The sequence below is a fragment of the Erwinia persicina genome, assembly GCF_014838825.1.
Taxonomy (GTDB): Bacteria; Pseudomonadota; Gammaproteobacteria; order Enterobacterales; family Enterobacteriaceae; genus Erwinia; species Erwinia persicina_A.
The window spans coordinates 173,046-187,648 of record NZ_JACYMO010000002.1; the positions used below are offsets into that span (position 1 = coordinate 173,046).

A 14,603-nucleotide genomic window follows, 5' to 3' on the forward strand; every position below is an offset into this window, starting at 1 on the left:
TATTCCTGCAAAAACCCTGTAAAGAACCGGGTGAGCGGCACGGCGCAATGGAGAATCGCCATGATCAACCTGTCTCGTTTATTTGTTCATCCGGTGAAATCCCTGCGCGGGATGCAGGTGTCCCACGCGCAGGCACTGACCAGCGGTCTGGCCTTTGATCGTATCTTTATGCTGACCGAACCGGATGGCACCTTTATTACCGCCAGACAGTATCCGGAGATGGTGCTGTTTACCCCGGCGCTGATTGTTGATGGACTGCATCTCACCGCACCGGATGGCAGCAGCGCAACCGTGCGCTTTGCGGATTTTCAGGAAATACCGGCCCCCACAGAAGTGTGGGGGAACAAATTTACGGCGCAGATTGCGCCGGAAAATATTAACCAGTGGCTGAGTGGCTTTTTCCCTCGCCAGGTGCAACTGCGCTGGGTAGGGATGGAGATGACCCGCCGGGTTAAAGATCTGGATAGGGTACCGTTGGGCTTTGCTGATGGTTATCCGTTTTTGCTGGTCAACGACGCCTCACTGCACGATCTGCAACAGCGCTGCCCTGCCGGCGTGCGTTTGGAACAGTTCCGGCCTAACCTGGTCGTCAGCGGTGCCAGTGCCTGGGCAGAGGACAGCTGGTCGTCTCTGCGCATTGGGGAGATTATTTTTGATGTGCCCAAGCCGTGTAGCCGCTGTGTGTTGACCACCATCAGCCCTCAGCACGGGCGCAAACATCCCGCAGGCGAACCGCTCAATACCTTACAACGTTTTCGCAGCGCACAGGATGGCAGCGGTGACATTGACTTTGGCCTTAACCTGGTGGCGCGCAGCAGCGGTATTGTTCGGGTGGGGGATGAAGTTGAGATACTGACCACCCATACGCCACGCGCTTACGGTGCCGGGCAGGTGACCGAGACGCTGACGGTAGAAAGTTCTGCGACCCGCACCCTGGACATTTGCTGGCAGGGACAACATTTTAACGGGAATAATCAGCTGGTGTTGCTGGAACAGCTGGAGTTGCAGGGCATCAAAATCCCCTATTCCTGCCGGTCGGGCATCTGCGGAAGCTGCAAGGTGACGCGTGTCAGTGGGGAAGTGACCGCGCTGAAAAAAGGGGCAGTTCGTGAGGATGGCACACTACTGAGCTGTAGCTGTATTCCGGCGGGCGATCTCGTGCTGCGTTAATGCTGAGCGCGGTAGCTTATACCGCGCGGGCAAAGCGGATCCCGTCAGCGCTGGCCTGAGGCAGCAGACGGTCGTGCATGATTTTAATCGCATCGCCGAGCACCATGCCACGACCCGCCACGCTCAGTTGCGGCTGGGCCAGCAGGCACAGGGCGGCGCTGTCGCCGGACTCGACCACCAGCAGTGTGCCCGTTTCTCCGCTCTCAGACACTTTGACATTCACCAGTTCACCGTCTCCCGGCCGCCAGTTCCCCTGAATATAGCTGTCAAAGTGCCAGCTTTTGGGCATCAACGGCTTGAGGAAACGGGTGGCTACCAGCGCATTCAGTACCAGTTCAGCACGCTGATCGGCATTGAGCGGCGCATCACGACAGCGCTCGTCGAAGGTGAAAAACAGCGCGGCATCATCGACACAAAAACCAGAAACATCAAAGGCGTCAGGCGTTAACATTTTGCGCGGAAAGCGTGAACGGAACAACATACCATCAGCCAGGTCGAGCATCATCCGGTCGTGTTCTGCGTCGAAGAACCAACGCCAGTTATCGTCTGGTTTAATCCTCATCATGGTTCCTGTATTAATACTGAGTGACAAGTAGCCGGAGGTTTAATTCATTTTTCCGGAAAGCAGAGGTTAACTTTACGCGCTCAGTCCCCTCTGTAAATTTTGAATATTGTGTGAACAGAACAAAATATAAACGAGCCAGAGGCGAAAATAAAGCCCCTGGCATATTTAACTCAGATTTTACCTAGAGATGAGTCACAATTTCTTTTATCAGCGGTGGGCCTTTATAAATAAATCCGGAATATATTTGTACCAGTGATGCCCCCGCCGCGATTTTTTCACGCGCTGAAACCAGTGAATCAATGCCGCCGACACCAATAATCGGAATGCGACCCTGTAATTCCTGAGCCAGACGGCGGACGATCTCCGTGCTGCGTAACTGGACAGGGCGGCCGCTTAATCCACCCGCTTCTTCCGCATGCGCTAATCCTTTTATCAGATCGCGATCCAGCGTGGTATTGGTCGCAATCACACCGTCTATTTCATGGCGCACTAAACTGTCAGCCACCTGGATCAATTCTTCTTCTGATAGATCCGGCGCGATCTTCACCGCCACAGGAACATATTTATGATGGATCTGCTGAAGATCATTCTGCCGCTGTTTCACCGCGCCCAGTAAATCATCCAGCGCTTCACCGTACTGTAAAGAGCGAAGTCCGGGTGTGTTAGGCGAGGAAATATTGATGGCAATATAACCGGCATAGGCATAAATCTTGTCCATACAGGTTAAATAATCTTCTTTACCCTGCTCTACAGGGGTGTCTTTATTCTTGCCGATATTAATGCCAAGTATACTGTCGAAGTGGGCTTTTTTGACATTCTCAACCAGGTTATCCACGCCAAGATTATTGAAGCCCATGCGGTTGATGATCCCTTCCGCTGCCACGATGCGGAACATCCGTGGCTTATCATTCCCCGGCTGTGGGCGCGGGGTGACCGTGCCTATTTCAATGGAACCAAATCCCATCGCGCCGAACGCATCAATGCACTCACCGTTTTTATCAAGGCCTGCGGCCAGACCCAGAGGGTTCTTAAAGGTCAGCCCCATGCAGGTTACCGGTTTAAAAGGCAGCGACTGGCGGATCAGGCCGATCAGCGGGGTGCCGGAGAGGCGCTTCAACTGCTGCAAAGTCAGGTCGTGCGCACGCTCAGGATCGAGCTGAAACAGCGCCTTACGAACGAAAGGGTAATACATGGTCACTCCTGAGGTCCCGATGGAAAATCGGGGTCGTATTATCCCGGTTTCCTCGGTTAAAGGGAAATGACCTGGCGCAAAAGCACGCCTGAATAACGATTTTTTTCGCCCTTCACTCCCCCTTCCCCCAGGCTTTATGTGCAAAACGGCAAAAATATGCCGGATAAATCATTTAAGCGTCCAAACGGGCTCTGTCAGGATGAGTCATCGGTTCTTGAATTCTGGTTATCAATAACTTTTAGTTATAAGGAGAGGTTATGCGCGTTATTACTCTGGCGGGAAGCCCCCGTTTTCCTTCCCGCTCCACCGCGCTGCTGACAATTTGCCAGCATGCGCTGGAAAAACGAGGTGTCGAGGTCATACCGTGGAACCTGCATAACTTCAATCCTGAAGATCTTCTGTACGCCCGCTTTGACTCCCCCGCCCTGCTGGCCCTGAAGGAAGATCTCAACACCGCTGACGGCCTGATCGTCGCTACGCCGGTTTATAAAGCCTCCTTTGCCGGCGCGTTAAAAACGCTGCTGGATCTGCTGCCCGAGCGCGCCCTGGAACACAAAGTGGTGTTACCGCTGGCAACCGGTGGCACCGTCGCTCATCTGCTGGCCGTCGATTACGCCCTTAAGCCGGTACTGAATGCGCTGAAAGCGCAGGAAGTGCTGCACGGTGTGTTTGCTGATGACACGCAAATCAGCCACTACGACCGGACGCCTGAGCTGACACCGATACTCGCCGAACGGCTGGCAGAGTCAATCGATACCTTCTGGCATGCTCTGGCGCGCCGGCATCAACCGCTGGCCACCGCCGTCTGAACAGGGGAGTTGCGATGACACTGTTTTCCCGCTTCATCACCACGCTATTCATCACAGGCATGCTGGCCGGTCAGGCCGTGGCGGCAGCCTCCCCGGATGCGCCGGCAACGATTCGAATCGGCTATCAGAAAGGCTCCGTCAGTATGGTACTGGCAAAATCACATCAGCTACTGGAGAAGCGCTTTCCTCACACCACGATTAAATGGGTGGAGTTCCCCGCCGGGCCCCAGATGCTGGAAGCGTTGAACGTCAACAGTATTGATTTGGGCAGTACGGGTGATATTCCGCCGATTTTTGCCCAGGCCGCCGGGGCGGATCTGCTGTATGTCGGTTCGGAACCCCCCAAGCCAAAAGCGGAGGTGATTCTGGTACGCGAAGAGAGTCCGCTGAAAACGGTGGCCGATCTCAAGGGCCATAAAGTGGCCTTTCAGAAGGGGTCCAGCTCCCACAACCTGCTGTTACGCGCGTTAAAAGAGGCGGGTCTGGGCTTCAACGATATTCAGCCTGCGTTTCTGACGCCAGCGGATGCCCGCGCTGCCTTCCAGCAGGGCGATGTTGATGCCTGGGCCATCTGGGACCCGTATTACTCTGCGGCCCTTCAGCAGGGCGGCGTTCGTGTGCTGAAGAATGGTGACACGCTCAACCTGACCGGTTCCTTCTATCTGGCAACCCGGCCCTTCACCGAGAAAAACGGTGCATTCCTGCAGCAGGTGCTGGATACCTTCAGCCAGGCCGATGCCCTGACCCACAGCCAGCGTGAGCAGAGCGTTGACCTGCTGGCGCAGGCGATGGGGCTGCCAAAAGCGGTAATCTCAACCTACTTCGATCATCGCCCGCCGACCACCATCACCCTGGTGAGTGATAAGACAGCACGGGCACAGCAGCAGACCGCCGATCTCTTTTACAGCAGCCACCTGATGCCGGTGAAAGTCGATATCTCCAGCCGCATCTGGCATGGCCCTTCCCCCCATTGACTGAGGAGTAACACAATGAGTCTTTCCGTTTTCTGGTTTCTTCCCACTCACGGTGATGGGAAATACTTAGGCACTAACGAAGGGGCGCGCCCGGTAGATCATGCCTATCTGCAACAAATCGCCCAGGCCGCCGACCATCTGGGGTTTGGGGGCGTGCTGATCCCGACAGGTCGCTCCTGTGAAGACGCCTGGCTGGTGGCTGCGTCGCTGATCCCGGTGACCCGCCGTCTGCGCTTCCTGGTGGCACTGCGCCCTGGCGTGATTTCGCCGACTCAGGCTGCCCGCCAGGCAGCGACGCTTGACCGCCTGTCTAACGGCCGGGCCCTGTTTAACCTGGTCACCGGGGGCGATGCGGAAGAGCTGGCCGGGGATGGCGTTTTTCTGGATCATCGTGAACGTTACGCCGAGTCTGCCGAATTTACCCGCGTCTGGCGACGCGTGCTGGAAGGCGAAACGGTGGACTATGAAGGTAAACATATTCACGTACGCGGCGCACGCCTGATGTTTAAGCCGGTACAGCAGCCACGCCCGCCGCTGTGGTTTGGCGGCTCGTCTGAAGTGGCACAGGACCTGGCCGCCGAGCAGGTCGATGTCTATCTGACTTGGGGAGAACCGCCTGCACAGGTGAAAGAAAAAATTGCGCAGGTGCAGGCCAAAGCGGCTGCACAGGGACGTAAAGTCCGCTTTGGCATTCGTCTGCATGTGATCGTGCGCGAGACGAATGAAGAGGCCTGGCAGGCCGCCGATCGTCTGATTTCCCACCTGGACGATGCCACCATCGCGAAAGCACAGGCTGCGCTGGCGAAAACAGACTCTGTAGGCCAGCAACGCATGGCCGCGCTGCACGGCGGTAAGCGTGACCAGCTGGAGATCAGCCCGAATCTGTGGGCCGGCGTCGGCCTGGTGCGCGGGGGCGCGGGGACCGCACTGGTGGGCGATGGCCCGACGGTCGCTGCGCGGATGCAGGAATATGCCGATCTGGGCATCGAGACCTTCATTCTGTCCGGCTATCCGCATCTGGAAGAAGCCTGGCGCGTGGGTGAATTACTCTTCCCGCATCTGGATCTGGCTATCCCGGAGATACCGCAACCACAGCGGGTTGAGGCACACGGTGAACAGGTCGCCCACGATTTCGCCCCACAAAAAGTGTCGCAGAGTTAGAGGTGAGCCATGAGTAAAAGCCTGAATCGTATCGGTAATGGCCTGCTGCCGTGGGCGTTACCCGTTCTGCTGGTGGCAGTATGGCAGTTAGCCTCCCAGCTGGGCTGGCTTTCCACCCGGATTCTGCCGTCGCCGGGATCCGTTATTGTCACCTTCTGGAAGCTGTCGGCCAGCGGTGAGCTGTGGCAACACCTCGCCATCAGCAGCTGGCGTGCAGCAGTGGGATTCAGCATTGGCGGTTCAATTGGTCTGGTACTCGGATTAATTACCGGTATGTCAAGACTGGGCGAACGGCTTCTGGATACCTCAGTACAGATGCTGCGTAATGTGCCCCATCTGGCGCTGATCCCGCTGGTGATCCTGTGGTTTGGCATTGACGAGTCGGCCAAGATCTTCCTGGTAGCACTGGGCACGCTGTTTCCGATCTATCTCAACACCTATCACGGTATCCGCAATATCGATCGCGGGCTGGTGGAAATGGCGCGCAGCTATGGCTTGTCAGGCTGGAGCCTGTTTATTCAGGTGGTGCTGCCCGGAGCCCTGCCCTCCATTATGGTCGGTGTGCGCTTTGCGCTAGGCCTGATGTGGCTGACGCTGATCGTTGCGGAAACCATTTCAGCCAATGCCGGTATCGGCTACCTGGCGATGAATGCCCGTGAGTTCCTGCAAACGGATGTGGTCGTGGTGGCGATTATTCTCTATGCCCTGCTGGGCAAACTGGCTGACGTCAGCGCACTGCTGCTGGAACGCGTGTGGCTGCGCTGGCATCCGGCGTATCAATTAAAAGAGGAAAACGCATGAGCGAGTTCACCCCGTCTCCGGCGCGTCTTAATGCCGGTACGCCGCTGGCAATCAGCGGCGTCAGCAAACAGTATAACCAGCGCACGGTGCTGAATAATATTGACCTGCATATTCCCTCCGGGCAGTTTGTCGCCGTGGTCGGGCGCAGCGGCTGTGGCAAAAGCACCCTACTGCGCCTGCTGGCCGGGCTGGAGAAAGCCAGCAGCGGCGAACTTCGGGCTGGTAGCGCCCCCCTGAGCGAGGCGCGGGAGGATATCCGGTTGATGTTCCAGGATGACCGACTACTGCCGTGGAAAAGCGTGATCGACAACGTTGGCCTGGGCCTGAAGGGAAAAGCCTGGAGAGATCGGGCGCTCAACGCGCTGGATGCCGTTGGCCTGGCCGACCGCGCCGGGGAGTGGCCCGCCGCGCTGTCAGGCGGTCAGAAACAGCGTGTGGCGCTGGCCCGTGCACTGATACACCGTCCTGGCCTGCTGCTGCTGGATGAACCGCTTGGCGCGCTGGATGCCTTAACCCGTATCGAAATGCAGGATCTGATTGAATCCCTCTGGCAGGAGCATCACTTTACCGTACTGCTGGTGACGCATGATGTCAGTGAAGCGGTAGCGATGGCCGACCGGGTACTGTTGATTGAGGAAGGGAATATCGGACTGGATCTCTCCGTTGATCTGCCTCGACCACGGCGTAAAGGGTCGGTCAGGCTGGCTGAACTGGAATCGGAGGTACTGGATCGCGTGATGAAACGCCAGCCAGTGCAAAAACAAGCACAATATGCGCACGGCTGACAGGTAACGATATAAAGAAAAATGGGCGGGATTATCGCCCATTTTTTTATTTTATTTTCCGCCCGTCAGGATCAGGCATTCAGTGCCTTGGTGATCTTCTCAAACAGATCGCCAGACAGTTTATCCAGCCCCTGCAGCTGTTCCAGCGCCTTACGCATCAGCGCCTGACGTCCGGCATCATAGCGTTTGAGGCGAATTAACGGCTCGATCATACGCGCCGCTACCTGTGGGTTGCGGGTATTAAGATCGCTGAGGATCTCTACCAGGAACTGATAGCCACTGCCGTCCGCCGCATGGAACGCCGCCGGGTTTGCCGAAGCAAACGCCCCGATCAGGGAGCGAATACGGTTCGGGTTGCTCAGAGTAAAGGAGCGATGGTGAAGTAAGGCGCGTACCTGAGACAGTACGTCGGCCGCCGGACTGGTCGCCTGCAGGGCAAACCACTTGTCCATCACCAGGCCATCCTGATGCCAGCGCTCATCAAAATCAGCTAACAGCGCAGCACGGCACGGCAGTTGTGCCGCGATAGCGGCCGACAGCGCCGCCACGGTGTCCGTCATATTATTGGCGTGGTGATACTGTGCGCTGACCAGCCTGTCGGCCTGAGCCGCGTCGGCAAAGGCCAGATAGCTCAGGCAGACGTTTTTCAGCGAGCGTTTACCGATATCTGCGTGTTCAATGCGATATTCTGGTGTCTGACTGGCGTAATACACCGCCAGCAGCTCATCTTCCAGCTCGGTCGCCAGCGTACGGACCAGGGCTTCACGCACCACCGCGTTGGCCTGTGGGTCGATGATGTCAAACAGCTCAGCAATCTCATTCTCACCGGGCAGTGACAGGATCAAGGCCATCAGAGCGGGATCGGTGGATTCAGATAGAAGCACCGCACGGAACGCATCCGCGACGTGCAACGGCAGGGAAAGAGGCTGCCCCTGCTGCTGGCGGGCAACGTTAATCTTGATATGGTTCGCCATCAGACTCTGCGCTGCATCCCAGCGGGAAAAATCATTACGGGCGTGGCGCATCAGGAAGGTTAACTGGGCATCACTCCAGTTGTAGTCCAGCTTCACCGGCGCAGAAAACTCGCGCAGCAGAGAAGGCACCGGCTGGAAATACACCTTATCAAAGACAAATGTCTGGAATGATTCGGTCACATTCAGCACGTGATGGACCGGGTGGCCGTTATGCTGTAGTGGAATAACCTTACCTTCACCGTCATACAGCTCGATGTCCAGCGGAATGTGCAGCGGCAGCTTCTCTTTCTGGTCGGCCGTCGGCGGAGTCATCTGTGTGACGTGCAGCGTGTATTGCTCCAGCTCCGGGTTGTAGTCGTCACGGACGGACAGCACGGGGGTACCCGACTGGCTGTACCAGCGACGGAACTGTGACAGGTCAACGTTAGAGGCATCTTCCATCGCCTGGACAAAATCATCGCAGGTCGCAGCGCTGCCGTCGTGACGTTCGAAATAGAGCTGCATCCCTTTCTGAAAGTTCGCTTCGCCCAGCAGGGTATGCAACATGCGGATCACTTCTGAACCCTTTTCGTACACCGTCAGGGTGTAGAAGTTGTTCATCTCGATCACCTGCTCAGGACGGATCGGATGCGCCATTGGGCTGGCATCTTCCGCAAACTGAGAGCCGCGCATGACACGCACGTTATCGATGCGGTTAACCGCGCGGGAGCCCAGGTCAGAGCTGAACTCCTGATCGCGGAAGACCGTCAGCCCCTCTTTCAGACTGAGCTGGAACCAGTCGCGACAGGTGACACGGTTACCGGTCCAGTTATGGAAGTATTCGTGACCAATGACCGCCTCAATGCCGAGGTAGTCTTTATCGGTGGCCGTTTCCGCTTTGGCCAGCACATATTTGGAGTTAAAGACGTTCAGCCCTTTATTTTCCATTGCCCCCATATTGAAGAAGTCGACGGCGACAATCATAAAGATGTCGAGGTCATACTCCAGGCCGAAACGCTCTTCATCCCATTTCATACTGTTTTTCAGCGAGGTCATCGCCCAGTCAGCGCGATCAAGATTGCCCCGGTCGACAAAGATCTCCAGGGCAACGTCACGACCCGAACGGGTTTTGAAGCTGTCACGCAGCACATCGAAATCGCCGGCCACGACGGCAAACAGATAGCAGGGTTTCGGGAAGGGATCGTGCCACTTCATCCAGTGACGGCCATCTTCCATCTGCCCGCCGTCTACACGGTTTCCGTTAGAGAGCAGGTAAGGATAGAGTGCCTGTTCAGCAATAATCGTTGTGGTAAAGCGGGCCAGCACGTCCGGGCGGTCAAGATACCAGGTAATATGGCGGAAACCTTCAGCTTCACACTGGGTACACAGTGCTTCACCGGATTTATATAACCCTTCCAGCGCGGTATTTTTATCAGGATGAATATCATTAACGATTTTTAACGTAAAGGCGTCCGGCAACTGCTGGAGTATCAGCGCGCCCTCTTCCTGCCGGTAATGTGGCCACGGCTGGTCGTTAACGTGCAGCGAGATCAGCGTCAGATCTTCACCGTCCAGACGCAGGTCGGCATCACTGGCTCCCAGGCGTTTAATCTGGCTGATGGCGGTGACCTGAGTGGTGGTGGCATCCAGATTAAACGTCAGTTCGATGTCGGTAATAGTGTAATCCGGGGCACGATAGTCATGGCGATTCTTGGCTTGTGGCAGTTGCGTCATAAGTCCTTCTCACGTCGATAATTAGTTAACCTTTTCAAGTCTATTCCTGTTATCACCAGGTTGCCACGTTGAATCATCCTTAAACGCTGCCTTTCGGGTGAAATGGTACATTTCATTAACAAACGCACAGATTGTCCTCGACCACCCCGACTGAATTGTGCTGTGATCGGGTTCAATAAATACGTATTCGGGTTATACTCCTGCGACTTTTTCTTCATTTGAACCAGGGATAACGCTCTTCGCCAGAGGATGCTGAAACGCACCATGACACGACACGCTTCCCCGATTTTGACTACGCTTCTCGATACCGATGCCTATAAGCTTCATATGCAGCAGGCGGTGTTCCATCGTTATTACGATGTCACGGTGGCCGCCGAGTTTCGCTGCCGGGGTGATGATATGCTGGGCATTTATGTCGATGAAATTCAACAGCAAATCGACATGATGGCCGCGCTGACGCTGACGGAGGATGAGTTTACCTATCTTGCCGGGCTGCCGTTTTTCACCCCGGATTATCTCAACTGGCTGCGTACCTTCCGATACGATCCCGCGCAGGTTCGCGTGCGCAATCACCAGGGAAAGCTGGATATCCGCATCAGCGGGCCGTGGCGTGAAGTGATCATGTGGGAAGTGCCCCTACTGGCGTTGATCAGTGAAGTAGTTCACCGCCATCGTTCACCGCAGGTCACGCCAGACATGGCGGTCAGTCAGCTGAAACTGAAGCTGGCGCAGTTTAATGAGATCACCGCCGGTCTGGATATGTCGCGCTTCCGCCTGATGGATTTCGGTACCCGCCGCCGCTTCTCGCATGATGTTCACCTGGCGATAGTCAGTACGCTGAAGCAGGAATTTCCCTGGCTGGTCGGCTCCAGCAACTATGAAATGGCCCGGCAGCAACAGATTATGCCGGTAGGTACCCAGGCGCACGAGTGGTTCCAGGCGCACCAGCAGATCAGCCCGGTACTGGCCAACAGCCAGCGCGCCGCCCTGCAATCCTGGCTGGAGGAGTACCCGGATCAGTTAGGTATTGCCCTGACAGACTGCATTACTATGGATGCCTTCCTGCGTGATTTCGGTCTGGAGTTTGCCAGTGCCTATCAGGGACTGCGCCATGACTCCGGCGACCCGCTGGAGTGGGGGGAGAAAGCGATTACTCATTATCAACAGCTGGGCATCGATCCATTGACCAAAACGCTGGTCTTTTCTGACAATCTGGATCTGGAAAAGGCGGTGGAACTTTATCGCCACTTCGGCCAGCGAATTAATGTTATTTTCGGCATTGGTACGCGCCTGACCTGTGATATTCCTCAGGTTAAGCCGCTTAATATTGTTATTAAACTGGTGGAGTGTAACGGCAAGCCCGTCGCTAAACTGTCCGACAGCCCGGGAAAAACAATCTGCCAGGATAAAGCCTTTGTGCGTGCCCTGCGCAAAGCGTTTGACCTGCCGTTGGTGAAGAAAGCCAGCTAGTCCTTCTGCGGGGGCCGCCCCATCCCGGCCCCCGATCCCCTCCCCCGCCAAAGAAATCTGCTTCTGCTGCCGGAATTCGCTTGTTTATCATCGGCTGGCAAGTAACATAGCAAGACCCTAAATTCGGGGTATTCAATTCAGATTAATTAATAGTGAGAGAATTATTATGAGCGTTGTGCCAGTAGCGGATGTACTGCACGGCCGGGTCGCGGTTGACAGTGAAGTCACCGTACGTGGTTGGGTGCGTACACGAAGAGATTCAAAAGCCGGTATTTCCTTTATCGCCGTTTATGACGGCTCCTGCTTTAATCCCGTTCAGGCTGTCGTGAATAATTCTCTGAATAATTATCAGGATGAAGTCTTACGTCTGACCACTGGCTGTTCCGTTGCTATCACCGGTAAAGTTGTTGAATCCCCGGGCGAAGGTCAGAGTTTTGAAATTCAGGCTACCCACGTGGATGTGGTCGGCTGGGTGGACGATCCCGATACCTATCCGATGGCGGCTAAACGCCACAGCATTGAATACCTGCGTGAGGTCGCTCACCTGCGCCCACGTACTAACCTCATTGGTGCCGTCGCCCGTGTGCGTCACACCCTGGCGCAGGCTCTGCACAGTTTCTTTGATGAGCAGGGTTTCTTCTGGGTTTCCACTCCGCTGATCACCGCGTCAGATACGGAAGGTGCCGGTGAAATGTTCCGCGTTTCTACGCTGGATTTAGAAAACCTGCCGCGCACTCCGGAAGGCAAAGTCAATTTCGACGAAGACTTCTTCGGTAAAGAAGCGTTTCTGACCGTATCCGGCCAGCTGAACGGTGAAACCTACGCCAGCGCCATTTCCAAGATCTACACGTTTGGCCCGACCTTCCGTGCGGAAAACTCCCACACCAGCCGCCATCTGGCAGAGTTCTGGATGCTGGAGCCTGAAATTGCTTTTGCCGATCTGGAAGACAATGCCGCGCTGGCCGAAGCCATGCTGAAATATGTTTTCAAGGCCGTGCTGGAAGAGCGCGCTGATGACATGGCTTTCTTTGCCGAGCGCGTTGACAAAGAGGCGATTTCGCGTCTGGAACGTTTTGTCACTACCGACTTTGCCCAGGTGGATTACACCGAAGCCGTTGAGATCCTGCTGGCGTCGGGCCAGACTTTCGAAAACCCCGTGTCATGGGGCATCGACCTCTCTTCTGAACACGAGCGTTACCTGGCCGAAAAACACTTTAAAGCGCCAGTGGTCGTGAAAAACTACCCGAAAGAGATTAAAGCTTTCTACATGCGCCTGAACGACGACGGTAAAACCGTGGCGGCCATGGACGTGCTGGCTCCTGGCATTGGTGAAATCATCGGGGGTTCACAGCGTGAAGAACGTCTGGATGTGCTCGATGCCCGCCTGGCCGAAATGGGTCTGAATAAAGAAGATTACTGGTGGTATCGCGATCTGCGCCGTTACGGCACCGTTCCCCATTCTGGTTTCGGTTTAGGTTTCGAACGATTAATCGCCTATGTCACCGGCGTACAGAATGTAAGGGATGTTATCGCCTTCCCACGCACCCCACGCAACGCGACGTTCTGATTTCTGCATTAAATATAAGAAATTCATATATATACTAAGGTCAGCCTAGCTGGCCTTTTTTTATTTTTGTAAATTTAGAGATGACTCACAAAGTTCCGTGATTTTTACATTTTGTAATACATATTTTCCTCTTGTTACCAGAATAAGAGATTAGTAGCATTTTCGGGCTAGATTAACCAGGCTACGAATGGAAAGATGCGTGCAGACACAGGAAGACACCAAACTCTCATCAGAGTTCTGTAAAGAATTATTGACGGCAGTGGCAGGTGTCCAAATAACTCCAATGAGGGTAATAACAAAATGATGAAGCGCAACATTCTTGCAGTAGTGATCCCAGCACTGTTGGCTGCTGGTGCCGCTAACGCAGCAGAAATCTATAACAAAGATGGCAACAAGCTGGACCTGTACGGTAAAGTTGATGGTCTGCACTATTTCTCTGATGATGACGGTTATGCTGGTGACGGCGATCAGTCTTATGTGCGCTTCGGTTTCAAAGGTGAAACTCAGATTAATGACCAGCTGACTGGTTTCGGTCAGTGGGAATACAACATCCAGGCTAACAATTCTGAAGGCAGCGATGCACAGACTGGTAACAAAACCCGTCTGGGCTTTGCCGGTCTGAAACTGAAAGACCTGGGCTCAATCGACTACGGCCGTAACTACGGCGTAGCGTATGACGCTCTGGCATGGACTGACGTACTGCCAGAATTTGGTGGTGATTTCGGTCAGTCTGACACCATGACCAGCCGTACTACTGGCGTGGCTACCTACCGTAACACTAACTTCTTTGGTCTGGTTGATGGCTGGGACTTCGCTGTTCAGTACCAGGGCAAAAACGAGCGTGACGATATCACCCGCTCTAACGGTGACGGCTACGGCTTCTCCACTTCATACGTTTCTCCGATCGGCGTAGGCATCTCTGGTGCATACAGCTCTCAGGACCGTACTAATGGGCAGAACACTGGTGCAACGACCCTGGGTCGTGGTGACCGCGCTGAATTCTGGGGCACTGCTCTGAAATATGACGCAAACAACGTTTACCTGGCAGCGTCTTATGCCGAAGGCCGTAACGCTACCCGCATTTCAGGTGCTATCACCAATGCTGGCGTGAGCACTGACGTTTCTGGCTTCGCTAACAAGACTCAGGATATTGAACTTGTTGCACAGTATCAGTTCGACTTCGGTCTGCGTCCATCCATTGCCTATGTTCAGACTAAAGGCAAAGATATCGAAGGCGTTGGCGATGTTGACCTGGTTAAATACTTCGAAGTGGGTACGTCTTACTACTTCAACAAAAACATGTCTACCTACGTTGACTACATCATCAACCAGATCGGTGATGACAACAAACTGGGCATAGGCTCAGGTGATACCGTAGCAGTAGGCCTGGTTTACCAGTTCTAATTGCCCTTTAATCGCGGC

General features: G+C 54.9%; 12 protein-coding genes. 9 read left to right on the top strand and 3 right to left on the bottom strand.

Going from position 1 to position 14,603, the window contains the following annotated elements; all coding sequences use genetic code 11:
• The first annotated feature begins 60 nt into the window (after positions 1-60).
• A complete protein-coding gene (locus tag IFU29_RS06880) occupies positions 61-1,170 on the top strand; it encodes a YcbX family protein (protein ID WP_191933270.1) in 1,110 nt (369 codons plus the stop codon).
• Between the two features lie 16 nt (positions 1,171-1,186).
• Here the strand turns inward: IFU29_RS06880 and IFU29_RS06885 are convergent, their stop codons facing one another.
• Complete coding sequence (locus IFU29_RS06885; protein WP_191933652.1) at positions 1,187-1,732, bottom strand: cell division protein ZapC; 546 nt, start codon at positions 1,730-1,732, stop codon at positions 1,187-1,189.
• A 184-nt stretch (positions 1,733-1,916) separates the two neighbouring features.
• Complete coding sequence (pyrD, locus tag IFU29_RS06890; protein WP_191933271.1) at positions 1,917-2,927, bottom strand: quinone-dependent dihydroorotate dehydrogenase; 1,011 nt, start codon at positions 2,925-2,927, stop codon at positions 1,917-1,919.
• Positions 2,928-3,184: 257 nt separating this feature from the next.
• Between pyrD and ssuE the strand changes: the two genes are divergently transcribed.
• From ssuE to ssuB, 5 genes are read left to right on the top strand one after another with little or no spacing between them, the layout of a single operon-like run.
• Positions 3,185-3,736 (top strand): NADPH-dependent FMN reductase, encoded by a 552-nt coding sequence (gene ssuE, locus IFU29_RS06895; RefSeq protein WP_191933272.1) that lies wholly within the window; start codon positions 3,185-3,187, stop codon positions 3,734-3,736.
• 14 nt (positions 3,737-3,750) lie between these two features.
• Entirely contained in the window at positions 3,751-4,710 is a 960-nt protein-coding gene (locus tag IFU29_RS06900; RefSeq protein ID WP_191933273.1) for a sulfonate ABC transporter substrate-binding protein, read from the top strand.
• Positions 4,711-4,725: 15 nt separating this feature from the next.
• The gene (ssuD, locus tag IFU29_RS06905; RefSeq protein WP_191933274.1) at positions 4,726-5,871 is read left to right on the top strand and encodes an FMNH2-dependent alkanesulfonate monooxygenase; all 1,146 of its coding nucleotides are present in this window, start codon (positions 4,726-4,728) and stop codon (positions 5,869-5,871) included.
• 9 nt (positions 5,872-5,880) lie between these two features.
• Positions 5,881-6,672 carry an aliphatic sulfonate ABC transporter permease SsuC gene (gene ssuC / locus IFU29_RS06910; RefSeq protein ID WP_191933275.1) on the top strand — a complete coding sequence of 264 codons (792 nt, stop codon included), beginning with the start codon at positions 5,881-5,883 and terminating at the stop codon, positions 6,670-6,672.
• Positions 6,669-7,457, top strand: coding sequence for an aliphatic sulfonates ABC transporter ATP-binding protein (ssuB, locus tag IFU29_RS06915; protein ID WP_191933276.1), 789 nt, complete (start codon positions 6,669-6,671; stop codon positions 7,455-7,457). Before ssuC ends, ssuB begins: the two co-directional genes overlap by 4 nt.
• Before the next feature lie 71 nt (positions 7,458-7,528).
• Here ssuB and pepN read toward each other — a convergent pair whose 3' ends face one another.
• Positions 7,529-10,144 (bottom strand): aminopeptidase N, encoded by a 2,616-nt coding sequence (pepN, locus tag IFU29_RS06920; RefSeq protein WP_191933277.1) that lies wholly within the window; start codon positions 10,142-10,144, stop codon positions 7,529-7,531.
• Between the two features lie 264 nt (positions 10,145-10,408).
• Between pepN and pncB the strand changes: the two genes are divergently transcribed.
• From pncB to ompF, 3 genes are all read left to right on the top strand, one after another.
• Positions 10,409-11,614: a nicotinate phosphoribosyltransferase gene (pncB, locus tag IFU29_RS06925; RefSeq protein WP_191933278.1), complete on the top strand. Its 1,206-nt coding sequence runs from the start codon at positions 10,409-10,411 to the stop codon at positions 11,612-11,614.
• 166 nt (positions 11,615-11,780) lie between these two features.
• Positions 11,781-13,181 carry an asparagine--tRNA ligase gene (asnS, locus tag IFU29_RS06930; RefSeq protein WP_191933279.1) on the top strand — a complete coding sequence of 467 codons (1,401 nt, stop codon included), beginning with the start codon at positions 11,781-11,783 and terminating at the stop codon, positions 13,179-13,181.
• Between the two features lie 300 nt (positions 13,182-13,481).
• Positions 13,482-14,585 carry a porin OmpF gene (ompF, locus tag IFU29_RS06935; protein WP_274604283.1) on the top strand — a complete coding sequence of 368 codons (1,104 nt, stop codon included), beginning with the start codon at positions 13,482-13,484 and terminating at the stop codon, positions 14,583-14,585.
• Positions 14,586-14,603: the final 18 nt, after the last annotated feature.